Origin of the sequence: Xanthomonas sp. 10-10 (assembly GCF_040182365.1) — a bacterium.
Taxonomy (GTDB): Bacteria; Pseudomonadota; Gammaproteobacteria; order Xanthomonadales; family Xanthomonadaceae; genus Xanthomonas; species Xanthomonas arboricola_F.
In genome coordinates this window covers 950351-972175 of sequence record NZ_CP144460.1, presented here as the reverse complement: position 1 = coordinate 972175, position 21825 = coordinate 950351, and the positions used below count along the sequence as shown (strand labels likewise).

General features: G+C 65.5%; 19 protein-coding genes. 3 read left to right on the top strand and 16 right to left on the bottom strand.

Annotated features, from left to right (window positions below; genetic code table 11):
* Positions 1 to 9: 9 nt before the first annotated feature.
* From gnd to VZ068_RS04050, 8 genes are all read right to left on the bottom strand, one after another.
* The gene (gene gnd, locus VZ068_RS04085) at positions 10 to 951 is read right to left on the bottom strand and encodes a phosphogluconate dehydrogenase (NAD(+)-dependent, decarboxylating) (RefSeq protein ID WP_259155250.1); all 942 of its coding nucleotides are present in this window, start codon (positions 949 to 951) and stop codon (positions 10 to 12) included.
* 21 nt (positions 952 to 972) lie between these two features.
* A complete protein-coding gene (locus VZ068_RS04080; protein WP_349657646.1) occupies positions 973 to 2259 on the bottom strand; it encodes a hypothetical protein in 1287 nt (428 codons plus the stop codon).
* Between the two features lie 201 nt (positions 2260 to 2460).
* Positions 2461 to 2838, bottom strand: a complete 378-nt coding sequence (locus VZ068_RS04075) for a glycine zipper 2TM domain-containing protein (RefSeq protein WP_259155251.1) — start codon at positions 2836 to 2838, stop codon at positions 2461 to 2463.
* Between the two features lie 123 nt (positions 2839 to 2961).
* Positions 2962 to 3732 carry a DUF2242 domain-containing protein gene (locus tag VZ068_RS04070; RefSeq protein WP_259167595.1) on the bottom strand — a complete coding sequence of 257 codons (771 nt, stop codon included), beginning with the start codon at positions 3730 to 3732 and terminating at the stop codon, positions 2962 to 2964.
* A 73-nt stretch (positions 3733 to 3805) separates the two neighbouring features.
* Positions 3806 to 4870 carry a DNA methyltransferase gene (locus VZ068_RS04065; RefSeq protein ID WP_259167592.1) on the bottom strand — a complete coding sequence of 355 codons (1065 nt, stop codon included), beginning with the start codon at positions 4868 to 4870 and terminating at the stop codon, positions 3806 to 3808.
* A complete protein-coding gene (locus tag VZ068_RS04060) occupies positions 4863 to 5963 on the bottom strand; it encodes a hypothetical protein (protein ID WP_349656985.1) in 1101 nt (366 codons plus the stop codon). The genes VZ068_RS04065 and VZ068_RS04060 overlap by 8 nt, the downstream gene beginning before the upstream one ends.
* Positions 5964 to 5985: 22 nt before the next feature.
* Positions 5986 to 7389, bottom strand: coding sequence for a nicotinate phosphoribosyltransferase (locus tag VZ068_RS04055; protein ID WP_349656984.1), 1404 nt, complete (start codon positions 7387 to 7389; stop codon positions 5986 to 5988).
* 125 nt (positions 7390 to 7514) lie between these two features.
* The gene (locus VZ068_RS04050) at positions 7515 to 8570 is read right to left on the bottom strand and encodes a bifunctional nicotinamide-nucleotide adenylyltransferase/Nudix hydroxylase (protein WP_259155256.1); all 1056 of its coding nucleotides are present in this window, start codon (positions 8568 to 8570) and stop codon (positions 7515 to 7517) included.
* A gap of 166 nt (positions 8571 to 8736) precedes the next feature.
* Between VZ068_RS04050 and VZ068_RS04045 the strand changes: the two genes are divergently transcribed.
* Positions 8737 to 9597, top strand: a complete 861-nt coding sequence (locus tag VZ068_RS04045; RefSeq protein WP_349656983.1) for an endonuclease/exonuclease/phosphatase family protein — start codon at positions 8737 to 8739, stop codon at positions 9595 to 9597.
* A gap of 54 nt (positions 9598 to 9651) precedes the next feature.
* Here VZ068_RS04045 and VZ068_RS04040 read toward each other — a convergent pair whose 3' ends face one another.
* Positions 9652 to 10536, bottom strand: coding sequence for a LysR substrate-binding domain-containing protein (locus VZ068_RS04040; RefSeq protein ID WP_349656982.1), 885 nt, complete (start codon positions 10534 to 10536; stop codon positions 9652 to 9654).
* 178 nt (positions 10537 to 10714) lie between these two features.
* On the opposite strand from VZ068_RS04040, the gene VZ068_RS04035 reads away from it, so the two are divergent.
* The gene (locus VZ068_RS04035) at positions 10715 to 11458 is read left to right on the top strand and encodes a sulfite exporter TauE/SafE family protein (RefSeq protein ID WP_349656981.1); all 744 of its coding nucleotides are present in this window, start codon (positions 10715 to 10717) and stop codon (positions 11456 to 11458) included.
* A 178-nt stretch (positions 11459 to 11636) separates the two neighbouring features.
* On the opposite strand, the gene VZ068_RS04030 is transcribed toward VZ068_RS04035, so the two are convergent.
* The 4 genes from VZ068_RS04030 to VZ068_RS04015 all read right to left on the bottom strand — a co-directional run bounded on the left by VZ068_RS04030 (position 11637) and on the right by VZ068_RS04015 (position 16144).
* Positions 11637 to 13796: a carboxy terminal-processing peptidase gene (locus tag VZ068_RS04030; protein WP_349657645.1), complete on the bottom strand. Its 2160-nt coding sequence runs from the start codon at positions 13794 to 13796 to the stop codon at positions 11637 to 11639.
* A gap of 361 nt (positions 13797 to 14157) precedes the next feature.
* The gene (lipA, locus tag VZ068_RS04025) at positions 14158 to 15171 is read right to left on the bottom strand and encodes a lipoyl synthase (protein ID WP_349656980.1); all 1014 of its coding nucleotides are present in this window, start codon (positions 15169 to 15171) and stop codon (positions 14158 to 14160) included.
* Positions 15172 to 15185: 14 nt separating this feature from the next.
* The gene (lipB, locus tag VZ068_RS04020; RefSeq protein WP_349656979.1) at positions 15186 to 15878 is read right to left on the bottom strand and encodes a lipoyl(octanoyl) transferase LipB; all 693 of its coding nucleotides are present in this window, start codon (positions 15876 to 15878) and stop codon (positions 15186 to 15188) included.
* Positions 15866 to 16144 (bottom strand): YbeD family protein, encoded by a 279-nt coding sequence (locus VZ068_RS04015; RefSeq protein ID WP_046965075.1) that lies wholly within the window; start codon positions 16142 to 16144, stop codon positions 15866 to 15868. The genes lipB and VZ068_RS04015 overlap by 13 nt, the downstream gene beginning before the upstream one ends.
* 260 nt (positions 16145 to 16404) lie before the next feature.
* On the opposite strand from VZ068_RS04015, the gene VZ068_RS04010 reads away from it, so the two are divergent.
* The gene (locus VZ068_RS04010; protein ID WP_349656978.1) at positions 16405 to 17466 is read left to right on the top strand and encodes a lipid A deacylase LpxR family protein; all 1062 of its coding nucleotides are present in this window, start codon (positions 16405 to 16407) and stop codon (positions 17464 to 17466) included.
* Between the two features lie 124 nt (positions 17467 to 17590).
* Here VZ068_RS04010 and VZ068_RS04005 read toward each other — a convergent pair whose 3' ends face one another.
* From VZ068_RS04005 to mltB, 3 genes are all read right to left on the bottom strand, one after another.
* The gene (locus tag VZ068_RS04005) at positions 17591 to 18796 is read right to left on the bottom strand and encodes a D-alanyl-D-alanine carboxypeptidase family protein (RefSeq protein ID WP_046965072.1); all 1206 of its coding nucleotides are present in this window, start codon (positions 18794 to 18796) and stop codon (positions 17591 to 17593) included.
* A 241-nt stretch (positions 18797 to 19037) separates the two neighbouring features.
* Entirely contained in the window at positions 19038 to 20438 is a 1401-nt protein-coding gene (locus tag VZ068_RS04000) for a septal ring lytic transglycosylase RlpA family protein (protein WP_349656977.1), read from the bottom strand.
* Positions 20435 to 21574: a lytic murein transglycosylase B gene (gene mltB / locus VZ068_RS03995; protein ID WP_349656976.1), complete on the bottom strand. Its 1140-nt coding sequence runs from the start codon at positions 21572 to 21574 to the stop codon at positions 20435 to 20437. Before mltB ends, VZ068_RS04000 begins: the two co-directional genes overlap by 4 nt.
* Positions 21575 to 21825: the final 251 nt, after the last annotated feature.

Genomic DNA, 21825 nt, shown 5'->3' with positions numbered 1-21825 from the left:
GCGATCCGCCTACGCGTCCTTGCTGCCGATCGTCGGCGCTGCCGCGGTGGTCGTCATCACTGCGTGGCCACCGAACTGGTTGCGCATTGCCGCCAGCAATTTGTCGGTGAACGAGTCCTTGTCGCGCGAACGCAAGCGCTCCATCAGCGACAAGGTGATGATCGGCGCAGACACTTCCAGGTCGATCGCCTCGGCCACTGTCCAGCGGCCTTCGCCAGAATCGGCCACGAAGGGCGCGATACCGTCCATGGCCGGGTTATGCCGCAGCGCATCGGCGGTCAGGTCCAGCAACCACGACCGCACCACGCTGCCGTCGCGCCAGATCTCCGAGACCTGGTGCAGGTCCAGCGCAAAATCGGTCTTGTGCTGCATCAGGGCGAACCCTTCTGCATAGGCCTGCATCATTCCGTACTCGATGCCGTTGTGGACCATCTTGGTGAAGTGGCCGGCACCGCTCGGGCCCACCCGTCCCCAGCCCTTGTCCGGCGCAGGCGCCAGCGTGGCCAGGATCGGATGCAGCGTGGTCACCGCGGCCTCTTCGCCGCCAACCATCAGGCTATAGCCTTCCTTCAAGCCCCAGACGCCACCGCTGGTGCCGCAGTCGACGAACGCGATACCGCTTTCCTGCAACTGCGCCGCGCGGCGTTGCGAATCCTTGTAATACGAATTGCCGCCATCGATGACGATGTCGCCGGCCTGCAGCAACGGCAGCAGTTGCGCCAGCGTGTCATCGACAATCTTGCCCGCCGGCACCATCAGCCACACCACGCGCGGACTCGGCAGCGCGGAGACCAGCGCCGCCAGTGCATCGGCAGTGACGATGCCCTTGGCCTGCGCGCTGCTGCGCGCGCTCGCGCCCGGATCGTAGCCATGCACACGATGTCCGCCGTGCACCAGACGCTCGGCCATGTTGGCGCCCATGCGGCCCAAACCCACCATACCCAGTTCCATAACCACTCCTCAATGCTCTGATCAGTGCAGGGTGCCACGCCTGGCGTGCGCCGGCGTGGCGGAATTCTCAATGGATTGTTCCGTGACGGTGCTGGCGCCGCACTGCTGCAGCTGCCAGTCGATCCATCGCCAGTACAAGGTGCTGCGCAGATTGTGCAAGGTCAGGTCGATCGCATAGGGTGTGCGCGGGTTGCGATCGAGCAGACGAGCGACGTGATACCCGATCGGCTTGGTGCCCTTGGGGTGCACATACACCAGAAAGCCCTGATAGAACGGGTCATCCAGCAACCTCTGCATTTCCTGCAAGCGCGCCTGCTGCTGCGGATCCAGCGTTGCCCGCAATGCCGCGTCGCGCTCGTACAGCAGTCGCTCGAACCGCCGCTTGCCCGGGCCGCGCAGCTGCCTGGAGAGCTCCCATATCTGCCGGTTAAGCGCGTCGTAGTGCGCAAAGCCACCGTGCTGGGCCAACGCCTGCGCTGCCGCATCGCTGACATCCACCACGACGAAGTTTTCGGCCTGGTTATGGATGTCGTCCAGAGACGCCTTGTCGAACACATGCGCGATGAAGCCGGGCGCACCGACAAACGCCTGGCGCCCGAGTTGCGAAGTCTTCACCGCCTTGCCGTCGGCAAAGAACTCGCCGGCATGCGCGCCGAGCAAAATGCTGTCGGTGTCGTGCAAGGTCAAGAACGTGCCGATGGACAGTTCGCCCGGGGTAAATACCTGATCGAATCCGGCATCGCCATACAGTTCGCGCTGCGTGGCGAGCTGGGCCACCTGCCGCCCCACACCGCATTCCGAACGCACCTGTCCACGATAGAACGCGTCCAGCGCCTGTGCATTGCTGCCGCGTGGCTGATAGCCGCGGCCGAAGCTCCTGAATCCACTCCAGCCCTGCGCAGCGGCACCACGCCAGCCGAAGCCGATCCAGCCCAGTTGCAGCGCAGAAAACCGGTAATGCGGATTGTCTTGCAACCGGGTGACGGCGCGATGCGTGGCAGCACCAACTTCGAATCCGTAGGCGCATTGGCTGGCCGAATCGTCCAGCAGCGCGTTGAGCGCCACGCCACGTTGTCGCGCATCCCAGCCCGCCGGCAGCGTGATCCGCAGATCGCCTGCTGCATGCGCCTGCGCAAGCGAGCCGCGCGTGCAGGGCGCGCCACGCTGGATCACTGGCGTGCTGATCGCCGCACTGTCAATGCTCCAACCCAATCGCCGCAACAGCGCTTCCACGCAATCGGGTGCGGCCTTGCTCACCGTTTGACCGGGTGCGGCAGCGGCCACTTGCAGCAGCTGCAGGCCGCACATCGCCACCGTACAGAACAGCCTCGCCACGCGGCGCCATGCGGCGCGCGGCGCGCACACGACGCGTGGCGATCGCCGTTGCCATCGGCCGCTAGGTACGCAGAAACTCATCGCTCGGGAAGATGGATCGGCAGCACGGCGCTGCTCCTGAGATACAAGAAAGCCCCGGCATGACCGGGGCTCGTGACAAACGTGGCGTCAAGCTCAGCGACGTTCGCAGACGCGCTCGACCTGGCGATTGCCGTTGGCCTGCTGACGGTTGCCCTGAATCGCGCGACCGGCAAGGGCACCACCTACAACACCCACACCCGTGGCTACCTTCTTGCCGTTGCCGCCGCCAACCTGGTTGCCAAGCAAGCCGCCGATGGCCGCGCCAGCGAGCGTGCCGCCGAGGCGATTGGGGTCGGTGGAATTCTTTTGCACTTCGACGTTCTTGCAGCGCACGCGTGTGCCATCGTTGAACCTGCGGCCTTCATCTGCCGTCGTGTAACGGTGCTGCGAATAGTTCTGCGCCTGCGCGAAGGTGCTCGTCGCCATCAGAGCGATCAGGGACATACCCATCAGGGAATTGCGCATTTTCATCGTACGTCTCCATCGTCCTCGCCCATTCGGCGAGCCATGGCTGCACTGTCGCCATTCGGTCGAGAACACAACGTGAAGCGCAGCGCCTCTATTCAGGCTTTGGAGCGCTGCGTGAATCGTGCGTCACGGCTGCGTGGCGGGTTCGCTCTGCGGCACGCTGGCCGGTGCCGGCGGTGGGTCCTGCGCTTCGACCGGCAATGGCGCGACGGGCGGTTGCGCAACCGTGGTCGGGACCGGTGCCGGAGTGGCTGATGACGCAGCCGCGCTGGTAGCAGGTGCCGGCGCCGCAGCGGGTGCGGCCGGCGGGTGCGGAGCCGCCGGTGCCGATGCGGGCATCGCGCTCGCAGCGGCAGGCGCCGCTTCGGTCACCTTGGGCAGGTACGAGTTCAGACGTTCGAAGAAACGCTTGTAGAAGGCCGCGTCCTGCACCGTGGTGCTGGACACGCGCACCAGCGAGTCGCCGCTGCTGCCCACCGGCAACGACAACGAACCGAGTACGCCGACACCGACGCTGGCCGATGTCGAGCTCTTCTTCAACGCGTATCTGTCCTGCAGCGCGCTGACGAAGATCTGCGCCTTGCCGCCATCCTGCGTCGCGCAGGAAATCCGTAGATTGAGCTGCTCGCTCTGGTCGGCTTCCTTCAGCTGGAAGTTCTTGCTGCCTTCCACTGCCGCAGCGTCGGCACGCGTCACCGCATAACCCTGGCTCAACAGCACGCGTCGTGCCGCTTCGCAGGCTTGCGGCGACGTGGCCGCCACACTGCGCGAATAGGTGTCGTCGGAGTTGAACGACTCACGCATCAGCATGCTGTCGCCCTTGCTGCCACCACAGCCGGCCAGGGTTGCCAACGCGCCAAGCAGCGCACCGCGCGCGATCAGGGAAGTACACGACATGGGAAGACTCCGGCATCCAAAACCGGCCAAAGCATAGCCGCAACCGATGTGCGCGCGGCGTCGCGTTGCCGGCTCAGGGCACCGGCGGTTCATCCGTTGGCAGTTGCAGGTCGACCTGCAGGCGGCTGCCATCGGCACCGATCCGCTCGGCGCGCAGGTAGTGATGGGCACGCACCGCTGCCAGCGTCACTGGCGCGCGGCAGGGCTCGCCCCACAAGCTCAAGCTGAAGCCCTGCGCCTGCAACCAGCTGGTCAGGCGGTCCCACAGCTGCTGCTCGGCGCACACCATCACATCCAGATCCGCCGGGCCTTGCGGCACCGCCGCAGGCGATTGCTGCCACCGCGCGTAGCTGCCGTGCACCACCACCGGCACGCCGAGCGCCTGCACGGCCTGCAGCAGTTGCTCTGCCTGCTGCACATCCAACCGGGCGCGGGCGTGTTGAAAGATCAGCGCATATTCGTGGCTGCGATTGCTGTCGGTGCCTGCAGGCTCCAATTCAGCGGCAGGATGCGGGTAACACAGCACCCGCTCGTCGTGCAGCGTGAACAGGCTGCCCAGTATCTGGCCCAGATCCCAGGCCTGGGGGATCACGCGCCCGCCCACACGGACATTTTCGACCATGACCACGCCGAACGCGCCCGGACGCAAGTGCCGCCGCAGCGCGTGAAACACCGCGCGCATGCCGGCCAGATAGCCCGCATAGTCTGCGCTGGCATACAGCTGCCCAGCCTCCGCCGCACCATGCCACTGGCAACCGAAATACGGCACGTTGGTCAGACACAGATCGATCGGTGCGGCGGGCGCGGCCTGCACCAGGCTGCCGACCACGATCGGCGCATCCACGGCGTGCCGCTGCAGCCGCGTGCGCGCCAGCCGTGCACGCGCCTGGTCGATCTCCATGCCGTGCGCCGCGCGGCCTTCGAAGGCCGCTGCCAGCAAGGTACTGCCGAATCCGCAGAACGGGTCGAACACCTGCTCGCCCGGCTGGCTGAAATGGCGCACGAACGGCCGCATCTGATTCACCCAGCCACAGTCGCGCCCGTTGAGCGGGTCGCTGGCGCGCAGGTCGTCGGGCAACGCCCAGGCCGCATCGTCGGGCGCCGGCGTCCACCAGCTGCGTTGATCGAGCTCATCCATGGGCAGCGTCCCACAGCACATCGGCATCCGGGTCCCACCCCGCGCACAGCCGGCCATTGGCGAAGAACACCAGCTTGTACAGATCGCCGGTGGCGTGACGGGCGTGCATCGCGGCGTAGTCGGCGCTTTCGAACACCACCTGCATGCCATCCTCGCTACGCATCCGCACATTCCAGAAGTAATAGCCTTCCGTCATGCCATCCAGCTGCCAACGCGACCACCATGGCTGTTGCATGCACGTGGCCAGCAGGTGTTCCACGCCGATGCGGTGCCGCTCGATGTAACGCAGGGTGCCGTTGCTGCGATACGCATCGTCCAGCCGCGACAACTCGCGGAAGATCACCTGACCGGCACCACAGCTGCGCGCCCACTCGATATACCGCGCGATCTCCTCTGCGCTGCATACCCCGCCCCGTTGCACGATGCAGACCAGGCGCAGCGGCAGACGCGCGGCGATGCGACGGGCAGTCCGCACGAACGTGGTGGCATCGCCAATCGGCTCGCCCGCCCGGAAGCGCATGATCGCGTCGTTTTGCGCCTGCAACGGATGGTGACGCGACAATTCGAGCCACGACACCCGGAAATCCACCAGCGCATCGAGCAGACGCTCACCGTGCGTACGCGCCAGGCCCGCACCATTGCTGTACAGCACGCGCTGCTCGACGCACGGACCATCGGGAGTGGTGGACAAGGTGTGCAGCAAGGTCTGCAGCCACTGCGCATCGTCGGTCATTTCCAGACCCGACAGCGAATACGACAATGGCATCGCATGCAGCAGTTGCAGTGCGGCGCGCAACTGCGCGAAATAGTCCGGGCCCGGGCGCAGCATCGCCCCCGCCAGACCGCCCGCGTGCTGGCGCAAATTCTCCGAACAAAACCCGCAGCGCGCCGAACAGGGCCGCACCGAGGCATACGGCGTCAAGGTGACCGGCAATGCAACCCGATAGCGGCGTGGGCCGATCTGCAACGCATGCCAGCGACTGCTGTCGGCCTGCAGCGGCACGCGCCGCTGCAGGTTGGGTACCGTCGCGCGCAACTGCGCCAACAGCGGTGATGCAGGCAGCAAAGGCACAACATCGGTGAGCGCGGGCATGGCCATGCCTGCGTGCCAGCGGTCAGCGCCGGGCGGCGTCGGCACGCGCGCGTACCTGCTGCAACGTCCACTCCTGCTGCATCGCGCCGTTCTCCCACACGGTCACCAATGCATCTTCGCTGTCGGGGCTGGTGGCCGCCTCGTCGAGCAACGCACTGCGGTAACTGCCATCGCGGCGATCGCGCAGCAGGGTCAGCCGACCGCGCTTGCTCTGCTTGCCCTGGTCGGTGATCGGATCCTTGTAGACGTCGACCCACTGCCCGTCCACACGCACCGCCGAGCACTTCAGCGCGAACTTCTGCGTATCGCGGTCCACTTTCTGCAGCAATGCACCACCCATGCCGAAGGCGACGTTGTCGGCGGCATAACCGGCTGCGGTGATGCGCTCCAGAATGGCGCGCAACGATTGCGGATTGATGCCATCTCCCTGGATCACGCGCACGTGGTTGAGCACCTTGTAGCCCTTGCCGTTGAGCTGATGCCCGAAGGCCTCGTCCAGCAACAGCAGACACTGTTCGACCACATCCACCGGGTCGCCGGAGTCGGGGCGGATCACCACCGTCGCGCCGGAGGCGATGATCTCATCGCGCAAGGTGGTGCCCCAGTGCTCGCGAATGGCCCGGTAGATGTCGTAGCTGTCGGACACCACCGCCACGACGGAACCGGGCCGTGCGAATTGCGTGAGCATGTTGCGGTACGCATCCACCTCGCGCTCGCGCCCCCAGCTGGTGATGGTGCTGTGCTCGGCAGCGGGAATCGAAAACCCGGCCACCGGCGTGTGGTAGTGCGCGCGCGCCAGCAACAACGCCGACAAGGTATCGGTGCCGAGGAAATTCACCAGATGCGCCGCGCCGCCGAGCGCCGCCGAGCCAAGACTGGACACGCCACGCGCACCGAAGTCGTGCAGCTTGAAGGGCAGCTGGCCTTCCGGATCGTCGCTGGTGCGCTCCAGGTAATCGCGCACGATCTGCTTCACCTGCCAGCTCACCGTGGCCACCGTCACCGGATACCACACGCGCAGCAACAAGGTTTCCAGATACGACGGCACCCAGAACGCCTTGGCGTCGGTGGATTCGATGGTCATCAACACGTTGTGCGTGGGCACCACCGCGCCTTCGGGCACCGCACGGATACGGATCGGCAACTGCCCGCCAAGGCGGTCGACGATGTCGCGCCAGCCGGCTTCGTTGAACGGCTCGCCGTGCGCGGCCAGCAAGGCCTTGGCATCGTCGATGTCGGCATGCGTCACCGGCCGGTTGATGGCTTCCTTCAGGATCGACTGCAGGCCGAAGAACACGGTCTGGTCGTAGACGCCGCCGCGCGATTCGACATAGAAGAACGAGGCATCGGTGCCGGGCGGATATTGCAGCCAGTGGCTGGCCTTGTAGCTATCGGTGTTGAGCAGCAGGTTATCGAGGTAATGCATGACGGAAGCTCCTTCGCGTCGGAGAAACCAGCGGTCTGTCCGCCGGTGGGAAGTCGTGATTCAAGCAGGACGTGTTGACCTGACCGCTGCCGGTCAGCAGCGGTACGCAGGCGCTGACGTCGTGCTCAGCCACGACCCAGGAAGAATTCAAGAATATGCAGGTGGTCTTCGTACAGGCGCGGGCCCATCGCCATGACTTCGGCAATCGGAATCCAGCGCGCCTTGTCGGCATCGTCGCCACCGCGCACTGCGGGCAACTCACCGGCCGGAAATTCGAAATGGAATGCATGGGTGATGGTGCGCCCGCGCAGGCTGCGCTCGGGATGGTCGAACACCTGGCGCCCACGCAACGAACCCTTGAGCACCGGCACCGGCACCTTGAGCCGGGTTTCCTCGCGCAGCTCGCGCAGGCAGCTGTCCAGCAGCCCTTCTTCCTGAGCAACGAACCCGCCCGGCAGTGCCCATAGCCCCTTGCCCGGCTCGGCGCGCCGGCGCACCAGCAGCACGTGCCCGGAATGCACCACCACCGCATCGGTGGTCACGAAGGTCGGCGCGTACGGCGCATCCTTCCAGGCGGCGCGGTACTGCTCGATAAAGCGGTATTCGGCCACCAGTTGCGCGTAGCTCGGCGAATTGCGACGGAACGCTTCCAGCATCTCGTACACCGGCGCCGGCACGTTGCCGCGCAGCATCAGCAACCCGCCATGGAATCCGATATCGCCGGCTTCGAACAGATAGCGGCGCAACTCGGTGGCCGACAAGGTGGCGGTATGTTGCACATCTTCCAGCGGCCACTGCGGAAACTCACGCAGATAATAACTGCTGGCGTCCTTGTCCATGCCGATCAGGCCGATTCGCGCATCGAGCGTACCGCCATCGGCGTGCACCGCTTCGGCAACCTGGCGCTGCACTTCGGCAATCCACAGGCTTTCGTTGTACAGATGATCGCGCAACGGACGCAGGATCAAACGCTCGCGCTCGCCCGGCAACGCGGACTCGATCATCACTGCGCGTTCGGCGACAGTCCAGGGGTTACGAATGGTGCGTGGCGTGTCGGCCGAGCCGATCAGCACAATGAGCTTGCTCGCTTTGCCCAGCGCGTGGCGGGCGACGGCAGCGTGGCCGTTATGAAAGGGCTCGAAGCGCCCGATGAAGACAAGATAGTCGTACTGTGTTGCCATGAGAATCCCTCACGGTTGAGTGGTCAGCCAGCGGTCTATCCGCTGTCTTGATGTAAATGCTACGCCGATGCGCGACGGCGTCAAGCCTGTTTTTTTTAATCGCGCGTGGACGCAATGGTCATGCACGCGCACTAGACTTGGCGGCTGGTCACCCCGGATTTGTCAGATGCCACGCCAGTTCTTTCGCGCTGCCTCTCGCCCATTGCTTGCTGTTGTTGCCATGCTGTGCATGTCGCTGCCGGTATGGGCAGGATCTGCGCCGTTGCGGGTGATGTCGTTCAATGTGCGGGTGCCGGTGGACACCGACGGCGACAAGCGCTGGTCGGTACGACGCACGGCAATGGTCGAGCTGATCAAGCACACCCATCCCGACGTTTTCGGCACCCAGGAACTGGTGCAGGACCAGGCGCACTATCTTGCATCGCAATTGCCGGCTTATCGCTGGTTCGGCAAGGGACGCCGCGCCGATGGCAGCGACGAGCATATGGGCGTGTTCTACGACAGCCGCGCGTTGTCGGTGGTGGAATCGGGCGATTTCTGGCTGTCCGACACCCCCGACGTGCCCGGCAGCAGCAGCTGGAACACCGACCTGCCGCGCATGGTCACCTGGGCCCTGTTCGAGCGACGCAGCGACAAGCGCCGCTTTTACCTGTTGAACACCCATCTGCCGCACCGTGACCAGGACGAGGCAGCGCGCGAACGAGGTGCGCGCGTGATCCTGTCGCGTATCGCCAGCTTGCCGGCAGACATTCCGGTGGTGCTGACCGGGGATTTCAACAGCGATCCGGATCAGGGCACCTACCGCACGCTCACCGCCACGCTCAAGGACGCACGCGCCAACGTGGCGAGGCCGCAAGGCCCCGAAAAGACCTTTCAGGACTTCAGCACCCGCCCGACCCGTCGCATCGACTGGATCCTGTTCCGCGGCCTGACACCTGTGCGCTTCACCACGCTGGACACGCGCCCTGACGGTGTCCTGCCCTCGGACCATTACCCGGTGCTGGCCGAATTCGACTGGCCGCGTTGATCGTGCCGGCAACGTGACACTGTCACGATGCCGGCCCGTCTGACGGCACGCAGGTCAATCGCGTTGCAGCCAGTCGACCAGCGCTTGCAGCATGGCCGACGAGGCAGGTTCGTGACGCAGCACGATCGACAGTTGCCGAGGCGCCCAGGCTTCATCCAGGGGCACCGTGACCAGCTGATCGCACACAGATGAGCGTTGCACTGCGGCGTGCGGAAGAATCGCCACGCCCATGCCGTGTGCGAGCATGCGGCACAACGCGTCGATGCCATGCACCTTTGCACGCGTGCGCAACTGCACGCCGGCGCGGTTCATTTGCACGCGCAGGTGCCGTTGCAAGGCGCTGTCGCCGGCCAGGCCCAGCGTGTCCACTCCCGCGAGCTCGCGCAAGCGCAGCGTCGAGGCGCCAGCCAGTGGATGCGTGGCAGCCATCACCAGCACCAAGCGATCCTCGCGGAACGGCAGCACCTGCAGGCCACTGACATCGGCATGGCCCGCGACAACCGCGATATCGGCGCGTTCCTCTCGTACCGCATCGGCGGCGGCGTCGCTGCCCTGCTCGGTCAACGCCAGATCCAGCTGCGGATGGGCGATGAGAAACTCCGCCAGCCGCTCGGGCAGCCATGCCGACAGCGCTGCGGTATTGGCCGCCAGCCGCAGCGTCACCTGCCCGCCGCCACCGTAACCGCCCAGCTCCAGCTGCAACGCCTCGGCCTGCCGCTGCAGCTGCCGTGCGTGCCGCAGCAACACACTACCGGCCGGGGTCAGGCTGACACCGCGGCGCCCGCGTTCCAGCAGCACGGCGCCCGCTTGCAGCTCCAGCGCACGAATTCGCGCGCTGGCAGCCGCCAACGACAACGCCGCGCGTTGCGCACCGGCCGTGATGCTGCCCGCCTCGACCACCGCGATGAACAACCGTAGATCGACAAATTCCAGATGCATGATCGCTCCACTCGCACACGTGTATCCATCGAAGTGCACTGGCCGCCGACGAAACAGGCGGCCGGGCCATGGATCTTTCCACGCTCCGCTTCCTGTGCCTTACCCTTCGGCTTCGCCGAAGCCTGCATCAAACAATCCCGCATTGTCTGTCACGCAACAAGCCCGGATCCTTGCCTGCATGGAGACATTGCACACCCACTGGCATCTGATCGCAGGTGTTTTCCTGCTGGCCGGCTGGGTCAAGGGCGTGGCCGGAATGGGCTTGCCGACCGTTGCAATGGGACTGCTCGGTCTGTGGCTGACGCCTGCCGAGGCAGCGGCCTTGCTGGCACTGCCTTCACTGGTGACGAATGTGCAGCAAGCCTGGGGGCCAGACACGCTGGCCCTGTTGCGACGTCTGTGGCCATTGCTGGCAACCGTGACACTCGGCACCTGGCTCAGTGCAGGGGTGATGACAGGCGCCGACCCCGCCCTGGTCCGCGCCGGCTTGGGCGCGCTGCTGGCGCTGTACGCCCTGCTTGGGCTGGCCCGCCGACAGTGGACGATGCAGGCGCGTCACGAACCCTGGGTCGGGCCATTGGCCGGACTGGTCACCGGTCTGTTGAGTGGCGCCACCGGCGTGTTCGTGCTGCCATCACTGCCTTACCTCAGCGCATTGCACCTCCCGCGCGAGGTGTTGATCCGGTCGCTGGGCTGGTGTTTCGGCATTGCGACATTGGCGCTGGCCATCGCCCTGGCCTGGCACGGTGCGCTACCGGGCGCGGCGATCGCTCCGTCGCTGTGGGCGCTGCTGCCCACCGTCATCGGCATGTCGCTGGGTGCCTGGGTGCGCAATCGCATTTCTGCAGATATGTTTCGGCGCTTTTTTTTCACCACGTTGCTGGTGCTCGGCCTGCAAGGTATGTGGCAGGCGCTGGCGTAAAGCCACATCGGACGTAATGAGGCATTGCAACGCGCGCGGGCGCGGCAGCCGCTCAGCGGTCAAACCCGCTCGCGCCGCCGCACCGGACATCTAAAGGGTCGGCCAACAAAAACGCCACCGCAGTGCGGTGGCGTTTCCTACTTCAACCCGAGGTTGTCGCCAGCTGCTCGGCAAACAATCAGTCGGCCCAACGTCCCGGCGCTGTCGACTGCGGCAACACCTGCGCCGACAGCGGCTGATCCTGCGCAAGCAGGCCCAGCGCATCGGCCAGAATCGCGGCCGATTCATGCAGCAGCGGATCGGGGCGCTTTTCTGCGGCCTTCTCGCGTGCGGTGTCCTTGACGATGTCGCGCTCATTGCCGGTCAGGCCGTCGTCGCTGTCATCAGCGAGCGGATCCAGCGGCAGGCCCAACTGCTTGCGCACCTGCTGGCGATCCTTGCGCTGCTGATCCTGCTTCTGACGCTCGGCAACGCGCTCTGCTTCGTTCAAGGAGATGTACTTCTTGGCCTTTTCGTCGCGGAACTGCTTGACGTCCTCTTCCCACCACTGGAACTCCTTGTCGGCCGCGATGCGCGCGGTGTGCAGCGTCTGCAACTTGGGCAGCAGCGGCGCGAAGTTGCCGTACTGGGTGTGCGGCGCGGCAGCGATGCGCGTCCACGGCAGCGCATTGTCGTAGGTGCTTTCGCCGAACTCGGTGGCATCCACACTGGCCGGGAACGCGATATCCGGTACCACGCCCTTGTGCTGGGTGCTGGAACCGCTGACGCGGAAGAACTGCGCAATCGTCAGCTTGACCTGACCATAGCGCTGGCCTTCGGCGGCGGGCCAACGGTCCAGGTCGACGATGTTCTGCACCGTGCCCTTGCCGAAGCTGGTCTCACCGATCACCAGGCCTCGACCGTAATCCTGGATCGCACCGGCAAAGATTTCCGACGCCGAGGCCGAGCCACGGTTGATCAGGACGCCCAGCGGGCCATCCCAGGCTACCTTCGGATTGCTGTCGCCATTGACGGTCACGCGGCCGCCGGATTCGCGCACCTGCACCACCGGACCCTGCTCGATGAACAGGCCGGTGAGCTCGATCGCTTCGTCCAGCGAACCGCCGCCGTTGTTGCGCAGGTCCAGCACCACGCCATCGACCTTGTCGGTCTTGAAGCCGGCCAGCAGCTTGGCGACGTCGCGCGTTGCCGATGCGTAATCAGTCGCGTTACGGCGACGGCCTTCGAAGTCCTGGTAGAAGCCCGGCAGCTTGATGATGCCGATGCGGCGTTCCGGTTCGCTGCCCTTGGCCGGCAGGGTGATCGTCTCGCCCTTGGCAGCCTGTTCGGCCAGACGCACCTTCTGCCGGGTCAGCGTCACCGTGCGGTGCTTGCCGTCGATGCCGGACTCGGCCGGGATGTACTCCAGGCGCACCTGGGTATCCTTGCTGCCGCGGATCTTGGCCACCACATCGTCGATGCGCCAGCCGATCACATCCTCGATCGCGCCGTTCTTGGCCTGGCCCACACCGACGATGCGATCGCCCGGCTTGAGCGTGCCATCCACTGCGGCCGGACCACCCGGGATCACCTCGCGGATCACCACCATGTCGTCCTGCTTCTGCAGTTGCGCGCCGATGCCTTCCAGCGACAACGACATCTGCTGGTTGAACGTCTCGGCGGTGCGCGGGGTGAAGTAATCGGTATGCGGGTCGACGGCGTTTGTGTAGGCGTTGACGAAGAACTGGAACACGTCCTCGCCCTTGAGCTGCTTCACCGAATCGGCGAGCGCGGCGTAACGCTTGTCCAGCGTCTTGCGGATGTCGTCGGGCTTCTTGCCGGCCAGCTTCAGGCGCAGCCAGTCGTTCATCACCGACTGCCGCCACAGGACGTCCAGCTGCTTGTCGTCCGAGGCCCACGGCACGTCCTTGCGGTCGTACTCGAACTTGTCGCTACCGGTGAAATCGAAGTCCTGCTTGAGCAGATCGCGCGCGTATTTGACGCGCTGATCGACGCGCTTCTTGTAGATCGCAAACACCTGGAACGCCGGCTCCAGATTGCCGCCGCGCAGCGCATCGCCTACGCCGGACTGCAGCGGTGCAAAGCCGTCGATGTCGGCCTGGGTGAAGAATTGCTTGCCGCCATCCAGCGTTTCCAGATAGCGCTTGAACACGTCCTTGGACATCGCCTCGTCCAGCGTCCGCGGACGGTAGGCATAGCGGCTGTCGGACAGCAGGCCATAGACCAGTTTGGTCGCCGTCGCCTGTTCGGGCGTGGCGGCGGCCGGCAGCGCAGTGTCGGCGCGTGCGAGCAAGGCCATCGGAGTGGTCAACACCAGCGCCAGCAGGCCGGCCTTCATGGACGCAGAAACGTTGTAGGTCATCGAATGGCTCTCGGCACAAGGCCGACGAAAGAAAGGCGGTGAACGGATCAGACAGCATGACAGTGCCCAAAGTTGCTGGCGTTGTCATCTGCTGGCTGAATCAGCCTAGCGCCGGGTCTGTATCGGATTGTGAACGCGACCGTACCTTGCGCCGGCGCCCGGACTGTCGGATACGACACGGCCCCGTGCGCTGCACGGGGCCGGCGATGAAACGATGGCTTAGGTGCCATCCAGCTGACGCCGTCACAATCGCGCGTCATGGGGACCTTGCATCCACGCGCGCGGCTTCGAACGCCTGGTGCCGCTGCCGCAGGACGCATCGAGCGCCCCGCGTTGCTCAGGCAGCGACGCCTGCGCCGGCAGCCTGGCGATCGGCGTGATACGACGAGCGCACCATCGGGCCAGACGCCACGTGGCTGAAACCCAATGCGTTGCCGTAGTCTTCCAGCGCCTTGTATTCCTCAGGCGTCCAGTAGCGCATCACCGGGTGGTGGTGCGGCGTCGGCTGCAGATACTGGCCGATCGTGATCATGTCCACATCGTGCGCACGCAGATCGCGCAAGGTAGCCTGCACCTGCTCCATGGTTTCGCCCAGCCCGAGCATGATGCCGGACTTGGTGGCGATGGAAGGATGCTGCGCCTTGAAGCGTTGCAGCAGGGTCAGCGACCACTGGTAATCCGCACCGGGGCGCACGTTCGGATACAGATCCGGTACGGTTTCGATGTTGTGGTTGAACACGTCCGGCGGGCTCAGCGCCAGGATCTCCAGCGCGCGGTCCATGCGGCCCTTGCCGCGGAAATCCGGGGTCAGGATCTCGATGCGGGTGTTGGGCGAGCTGGCACGTATGGCTGCGATGCAGTCCACGAAGTGCTGCGCGCCGCCGTCGCGCAAGTCGTCGCGGTCGACGCTGGTGACCACCACGTACTTCAGGCCCATGTCGGCCACCGTGGTCGCCAGACTGGTCGGCTCGTTGGCATCCGGCGGCTTGGGCCGGCCGTGCGCCACATCGCAGAACGAGCAGCGTCGTGTGCACACCTCGCCCAGGATCATGAAGGTCGCGGTGCCGTGGCTGAAGCACTCGTGGATGTTCGGGCAACTGGCTTCTTCGCACACCGTGACCAGGCGGTTTTCGCGCAGCTTGGCCTTGAGGTTCTGCACTGCGTTGCCGGACGGAATCCGCACGCGGATCCAGGACGGCTTGCGCAGCACCGGCGCGTCGACGAACTGCACCGGCGAGCGGTTGATCTTGTCGCCACCGATCTGCTTGACGCCGGTCTGCAGCGGCGCAGGCGCGGCGCTGTCGCCGGAAACGACCTGCAAGGGGATGGAACGGGCGATAGGCTGGGTCATGGCGATACGGGCGCTCAGGCCGGAAGCGAAAGGTCGGGCATTGCGGAGGCGGGGTGCAGGGTCAGGCCGAATTGGCGCGCCAGCTGATCGAGCAGCACGGCCTTGACGGCCTCCATCCCGGGGGGGCCGCCCAAGTCTAGCACCGAGGTCACCTGCAGGCCCTGATAGCCGCAGGGGTTGATGCGGTGGAAGGGTTCCAGGTCCATCGCCACGTTGAACGACAATCCGTGGAAGGTGCAGCCCCGGCGCACGCGAATGCCGAGTGCGGCGATCTTGGCGCCGCCGACGTACACACCCGGCGCACCTTCGCGGCGTTCGGCCACGATGTTCCACTCGTCCAGCGTATCGATCAGCGCCTGCTCGATCTTGCAGACGTAATCGCGCACGCCGATCTTGAGCCGACGCAGATCCAGCAGCGGGTAGACCACCAGCTGGCCGGGGCCGTGATAGGTCACCTGACCGCCACGGTCCACCTGCAGCACCGGAATATCTCCCGGCGCCAGCACGTGCTCCGGCTTGCCGGCCTGGCCCAGCGTGAACACCGGCGCATGCTCGACCACCCAAACCTCATCGGCAGTTTGCTCATCGCGTGCATCGGTGAAACGCTGCATTGCACGCCATACCGGAGCGTAATCCTGCTGACCGAGGTCGCGCAGCTGTGCGGGCCCAGTCGCAACCACGGCGGGTTCGGCCGCTACAGCGTCCACTTCACTTCCGGATGGTCGCGCAAGGCCTGATGCGCCGCGTCGAACTGCTCCCGGCTCTCGGCGCGGAAGCCGATCTTGACCGAGACATATTTGCCGTTGGAAGAATGCTTCCAGCTGACGCTTTCCTGCAGCAGCTCCACGCCGGTGGCAGCGAGCAGGCGCGGCAATTCGGTTTCCAGGCCGCGCTCGGCCGCACCCATGGCGCTGAGCTCGAAGGTACCGGGAAACTGGAAGCCGTGATCGGGGTTGTCGGTGCTGATATCCATCGCCCCATTATCGGGCCGGTAGAGGGCAAACCCAAGTCTTGTCCTCGGACCCTAGCCGTAGGGGTCAACACGGTTTCCAGAGCCCGCGCGGCATTCTTGATTGCGGCACTCAGCCAAACACTCCTACGTGGAAACGGAAGTCCTGCACAGACCGGCCTCGACTGACAATGCGGTCACGCAAAGGCGCATGTTCACGCGGCGCAGCCGCGGGCGCAGGCACCTTTGCACCATCCCGCCCCTCCTTGTCCACCAGGCCTTCCATGCTCCGACCGCGCGCGTTGTCTGCTGCCTTGCTGCTCTCTCTCACCGGGCTGTCGATGCCGGCCATCGCGGCGGATCAGTGCGATTCCAGCCGGCTGGGTCGCACGCCGCCGGCGGTCAATTTCCGGGTCGACAACGACTTGTTCGGCGGTGAAGACCAGGACCAGGGGTATTCCAACGGTGCGGTGTTGACCCTGGTCTCGCCCAACCTGGTCGACTACACCGACGACCCGTGCCTGCCGCGCACCGCACGCTGGGTCAATAGCTATCTGGAGCGGCTGCACCCAGGCGAGTTCGACCAGCAGAACATGGTGTTCTCGATCGGCCAGGCGATCTTTACGCCCACCGATTACACCCGTCGCGACGTGATCCCGGACGACCGTCCGTATGCGGGCATCCTGCTGGCGAGCTTTGGCTACAACGCGCGTAACGACGCGCACCTGCGGACCACGCAGTTGCAGGTGGGCGTGGTTGGCCCGTGGGCATTCGCGCAGGAAGCGCAGGATGCGATCCACGACGCGCTGGGCGACGAGAAATTCCAGGGCTGGGACAACCAGCTGCACAACGAGCCGCTGATCAACCTGGTGCACGAACGCATGCGCCGCTGGCCGGCCGATGCCAGCGGCAATGCCGATGGATTCGGCTGGGACTTCATCTCGCACTGGGGCGGCGCAGTGGGCAACATGGCGACGCACCTGAACGCCGGTGGCGAAGCGCGTTTTGGCTGGAAACTGCCGGACGATTTCGGCAGCACCCCCACCCGCCCGGCGGGCGAAAACACGGCCCCGAGCCGGCTGGGACGTGCCAGCGGCTGGTCGGGCCACTTGTTCGTGACCACCGACGCACGCTGGGTGATCCGCGACATCACCCTGGATGGCAACACCTTCCGCAACAGCCACAGCGTGGACAAACGCCCGCTTGTGGGCGATGTCGGCTACGGCCTGGCGGTGATGTACGGCCGCTGGAAGTTTGCGCTGGCCCGCTACCACCGCACCCGCGAATTCGAAACCCAACGCGAAACCCCGGTCTACGGCAGCTTCACGATCAGTCGGATGCTTTGAGGGCTGAGAATCGGGAATCGGGAATCGCAAATCGGTAAAGCAAGAGCGACACGCCCGCTTCTACGATTCACTATTCCCCATTCCCGATTCCAAAAAGCCGGCTTTCGCCGGCTTTTTCCATGGATCACTCCGATTCCCACCACATCCAGAACGAATCCCAGAGGCGCTTGAAGAAGCCGCCCTCCTCCACTGCGTTGATGGCGACCAGCGGAGCCTGGGCGATGATCTTGCCGTCCAGGCTGACCTTGACGGTGCCGACCTGCTGACCCTTCTTGATGGGCGCTTCCAGGGTCTTGGCCACTTCCATGCTGGGCTTGAGATCGTTGTAGCGGCCGCGCTGCAGGCTGACCTGCAGCGGCTGGGCCACGCCCAGTTGCACTTCGTCCTGCGCACCCTTCCAGACCTTCTGCTTGGTCACGACCTTGCCGGGCGCGTACAGGCTATGGGTTTCGAAGAAGCGGAACCCCCAGTTGAGCAGGGCCAGGCTGTCGGTGGCGCGTTGCTCTTCGGAGCTATCGCCCATGACCACCGCGATCAGGCGCTGGTCGCCGCGCTTGGCCGAGCTCAGCAGGCAGTAGCCGGCTTCGGAGGTATGGCCGGTCTTGATGCCGTCCACCGCCGGGTCGCGCCACAGCAGCCGGTTACGGTTGCTCTGCTTGATCGAGCCGACCTGGAATTCCTTGATCTTGTTGTAGGCGTAGGTTTCCGGGTAATCGCGCACCATCGCGCGGCCCAGCATGGCCAGATCGTAAGCGGTGGAGTGATGGCCTTCGGCGCTCAACCCGTGCGCGTTGACGAAGTACGAATTCTTCATGCCGATCTTGGCGGCGTAGCTGTTCATCAACGAGGCGAAGGCTTCTTCGCTCCCGGCCACGTGCTCGGCCAGCGCGATCGCGGCGTCGTTGCCGGACTGGATCGCCATACCCTTTTCCATGTCTTCCAGACGCGCGGTCTGGTTGACCGGGAAGCCGCTGTAGCTGCCGTCGGTGCCGGCGCCGCCCTCGCGCCAGGCGCGCTCGCTCATCATGACCTGGTCGTCGCGCTTGACCTTGCCGTTCTTGATTTCTGCGGCCACCACGTAGGACGTCATCACCTTGGTGATGCTGGCCGGAGCCAACTGCTGATGGATGTTCTCGCCGGCGAGCACCTGCCCGGTGGCGTAGTCCATCAGGATCCAGGATTTGGACACGGCCGGCGCGGGTGCGGGCGGAACCGGCAGTGCAGCCGGCGCGGCAGCCACGGCGGGAGTCGGCTGCGGCGCGGGTGTCTGGGCGCAGACCAGGCCGAAGGCGAACGTGGCCAAGGCAGCGGCGGCGAAGCGGAATTTCATTGAAGAACGACTCCTGACGGGCCCGAAGGCTGGGTAATACGAAATTGTAAGGTGCGATGGAGATTCAGGCGACGCACGCCGGGTCCCACGCGCCTGCGCAGTTCAGTGTTGCAGTCAGCTGATCGCGCGCCGGACGCCCCAAGCCACTGGCTGCCGCATGCACGTCGACGCGGTCGGCGCCAGCCCAGCGCCTCGGGTCGCTGACCGCAATGGCCGCTCCTGACGGCATGCCGGTCTGCGCTCAGTTGGCGACGATCTGCGGGCGCCCGAAGCCCAGCCCGGCGATGCGCTGGGCGATCTCCGAGGCATTGGCGTGGTCGCGTGCGTTGACGCGCAAGCGCCACAGGGTGCGGCCACCGCTGACGATGTCGCTGACGCTGGCACCGGCGATACCGGCCGAGGCAAGCTGCGACAGCGCGCGGTTGGCGTTTTCGCGGCTGGCGAAGCTGGCGACCTGCAACAGGATGTCGCCAAGGGCGGCTTCCGCTGCACTCGGCGCCTTGGCCGGCGCTGGATCGGTCTTGACCGGGCGCGCAGGCGCGCCGTTGTCCACTGGCCTGACCGCTGCAACCGCCACCGGCGCGGCAGCGACAGGCGCAGGCGTGGCCGATGCCGGACGCGGCGCAACCGCTGCCGGCTTGCCGGTCGCAACGCGCACGCCCTGCGACTTCATCCAGGCATCGAAATTGTCCGGATTGCCGGGTTGTCGCGACTCGGCGACGTTGTAACGCCAGCGCTCGCCGGCGGGTTTGGCCGGCGCAGTGGCGAGGGATGTCGCAACGGGGACGGCAGCCGCGCTTGCAACCGCCGCACGCGGAGCAGCCGTGCCGGTGGGCAGACGCTGCACCAGGCCATCGATCTGGCTGCTGCCCGATACCGGCCGCGCGGTGGCAACAGCCGTCGTGACCGGCACCCGTCCGCGATTGCGCTTGGCCAGCAGGTTGCCGTTATCGGCTTCGGTCAGCCCGCGCACTTCGACATTGCCGGTGCCCTTGCCGGTGATGCCCAGCTTGACCGCGGCGGCGTAGCTCAGATCGATCACGCGACCATCGTGAAACGGGCCGCGGTCGTTGACGCGCACCACCACCGAGTCGCCGGTATCGGTATTGGTCACCAGGGCGAAGCTGGGCAGCGGCAGCGTCTTGTGCGCGGCGGTGAAGGCGTACATGTCGTAGACCTCCTTGTTAGAGGTCAGCCGGCCGTGGAACTTGCTGCCGTAATACGAGGCGGTACCGCGTTCGACATAGTCGCCCGGGTTGTCCATCACCACGTAGCGCTTGCCCAGCACTTCATAGGGCGAGCGATTGCCGACCGCCGAGCGCGGCTCGTCGGTGACCAGCGGTTCGGGGATACAGGCCACGTTCGGTACGTGGTCGGGCGTGGTGTCCTTGACGCCGGGTTTGTACAGGCCGCCGGCGGTGTAGTCGCCGCGTGTGGACGGGTCTTCCTTGGCAGCGGCATACGGCGAGGTCGACGGGCATCCGGTGGCGACATACGCGGGCCCCTTGCCTTCGACCTTGACGCCCTTGACGGCGCCGCTGCCCTTGGCGCCGACGCTTTTCTTCGGTGCGCTGCTACAGGCCGCCAGGCCGAGCATCAGCGCCATCGGAATCAGCCACTTGGGGCCTGTCATGCTGTTCATGCCGGGGGTAACTCCTTGCCGGCGATGGCCTCGGACAGCTGGAACACGGCCATCGCATACATCTTGGAAATGTTGTACCGGGTGATCGCGTAGAAATTCTGAAAGCCCAGCCAGTACTGCTTGCCGTTGGCGTCGTCCAGGCTGATCGGGGTGGCGGTGCTGCCCGCCACCACCGGCGCACCAGGGTGATACCCGCGCGCGGACAGATCGGCCAGCGTGTATACCGGCGACCAGTCGGTGGGATTGAATTCCTCGTGACCGGCAGCCAGCGTGGCCGGCACGGCGACCTGACCGCCGCGCACCCAGCCGCCCTTCTTGACGAAGTAGTTGGCGATCGAGGCAAACACGTCGTTGTAATCGGTAAACAGATTGCGCTTGCCATCCGCATCGCCATCGACACCGAACTGGCGGTAGCTAGACGGCATGAACTGGCCCATGCCCATCGCGCCGGCATAGCTGCCAATCAGGCTGGTGACATCGAGCTGTTCTTCCTTGCCGAGCGCGAACAGCTGGCCGAGTTCGTCGCGGAAGAACAGCTCGCGACGCACTTCGCGCTCGAGCTTGGCCGGGTCGCCGCTGCGCGGGTAGCGGAACGCCAGCGTATACAGCGCGTCCAGCACGCGATATTTGCCGGCATTGCTGCCGTAACTGGTCTCTACCCCGATGATGGCCACGATCACCTGCGCCGGCACGCCGGTAGCGGCTTCGACCTTGCTCAGCTCGGCGCGGTGCTGGGCCAGGAAGTTACGCCCGCCCTCGATCCGCGCCTGGGTGATGAACATCGGGCGGTATTCGTTCCACGGCTTGACCCGCTCGGCCGGCCGCGACATCGCGGTGACGATGGCGTCCTTGAACTGCGCCTGCGCCAGCACCGCGTCGATCTGTGCGGCGTCGATGCCGTACTTGGCGGCGGTGTCGCGCACGAAGTTGGCGTGTGCGATCTCGAAGGGCACCGGGGTCAGATCGACCGGCGGCAGCGCGGGGGCTTCGGCGGCGGCGCTTGCAGGCGCGACCGGAGCCACTGGCGGCTTGGCCGGCGGTGCGCTGGCAGCCGGCGGCGGGGACGGAGGGCTGGGCTGGGTCGCGCAGGCGACAAGGCCGAGGGTGAGCAGGCAGGTCAAGGTGCGTCGAATCATCGGCCGAGGGTAACAGACATCAGATGAACTTCTGGCAATAAGGCCATGAAACGAAAGAGCTTTAGCCTAAGTCAAGGCGTGCCACAGCATCGCTTGACGCGCACAGCCCACTCCTTCGTGCGGGCCCGGCACGAAAAACCCCGGGCGTGTACAGATGAGGCCGCTGCAAACGAGCAGGACGTGTAGAGACGGCTTGGCAGCACACGGACAAGTGCGCAGCGGGCGTGTCTGGCAAACGTGGCGACGGCGGC

Bases quoted from the DNA above. Each gene is read 5' to 3' on its own strand.
- gnd (WP_259155250.1), bottom strand. From the start codon at position 951: ATGGAACTGGGTATGGTGGGTTTGGGCCGCATGGGCGCCAACATGGCC.
- VZ068_RS04080 (WP_349657646.1), bottom strand. From the start codon at position 2,259: ATGTGCGGCCTGCAGCTGCTGCAAGTGGCCGCTGCCGCACCCGGTCAA.
- VZ068_RS04075 (WP_259155251.1), bottom strand. From the start codon at position 2,838: ATGAAAATGCGCAATTCCCTGATGGGTATGTCCCTGATCGCTCTGATG.
- VZ068_RS04070 (WP_259167595.1), bottom strand. From the start codon at position 3,732: ATGTCGTGTACTTCCCTGATCGCGCGCGGTGCGCTGCTTGGCGCGTTG.
- VZ068_RS04065 (WP_259167592.1), bottom strand. From the start codon at position 4,870: ATGGATGAGCTCGATCAACGCAGCTGGTGGACGCCGGCGCCCGACGAT.
- VZ068_RS04060 (WP_349656985.1), bottom strand. From the start codon at position 5,963: ATGCCCGCGCTCACCGATGTTGTGCCTTTGCTGCCTGCATCACCGCTG.
- VZ068_RS04055 (WP_349656984.1), bottom strand. From the start codon at position 7,389: ATGCATTACCTCGATAACCTGCTGCTCAACACCGATAGCTACAAGGCC.
- VZ068_RS04050 (WP_259155256.1), bottom strand. From the start codon at position 8,570: ATGGCAACACAGTACGACTATCTTGTCTTCATCGGGCGCTTCGAGCCC.
- VZ068_RS04045 (WP_349656983.1), top strand. From the start codon at position 8,737: ATGCCACGCCAGTTCTTTCGCGCTGCCTCTCGCCCATTGCTTGCTGTT.
- VZ068_RS04040 (WP_349656982.1), bottom strand. From the start codon at position 10,536: ATGCATCTGGAATTTGTCGATCTACGGTTGTTCATCGCGGTGGTCGAG.
- VZ068_RS04035 (WP_349656981.1), top strand. From the start codon at position 10,715: ATGGAGACATTGCACACCCACTGGCATCTGATCGCAGGTGTTTTCCTG.
- VZ068_RS04030 (WP_349657645.1), bottom strand. From the start codon at position 13,796: ATGAAGGCCGGCCTGCTGGCGCTGGTGTTGACCACTCCGATGGCCTTG.
- lipA (WP_349656980.1), bottom strand. From the start codon at position 15,171: ATGACCCAGCCTATCGCCCGTTCCATCCCCTTGCAGGTCGTTTCCGGC.
- VZ068_RS04015 (WP_046965075.1), bottom strand. From the start codon at position 16,144: ATGGATATCAGCACCGACAACCCCGATCACGGCTTCCAGTTTCCCGGT.
- VZ068_RS04010 (WP_349656978.1), top strand. From the start codon at position 16,405: ATGCTCCGACCGCGCGCGTTGTCTGCTGCCTTGCTGCTCTCTCTCACC.
- VZ068_RS04005 (WP_046965072.1), bottom strand. From the start codon at position 18,796: ATGAAATTCCGCTTCGCCGCCGCTGCCTTGGCCACGTTCGCCTTCGGC.
- VZ068_RS04000 (WP_349656977.1), bottom strand. From the start codon at position 20,438: ATGAACAGCATGACAGGCCCCAAGTGGCTGATTCCGATGGCGCTGATG.
- mltB (WP_349656976.1), bottom strand. From the start codon at position 21,574: ATGATTCGACGCACCTTGACCTGCCTGCTCACCCTCGGCCTTGTCGCC.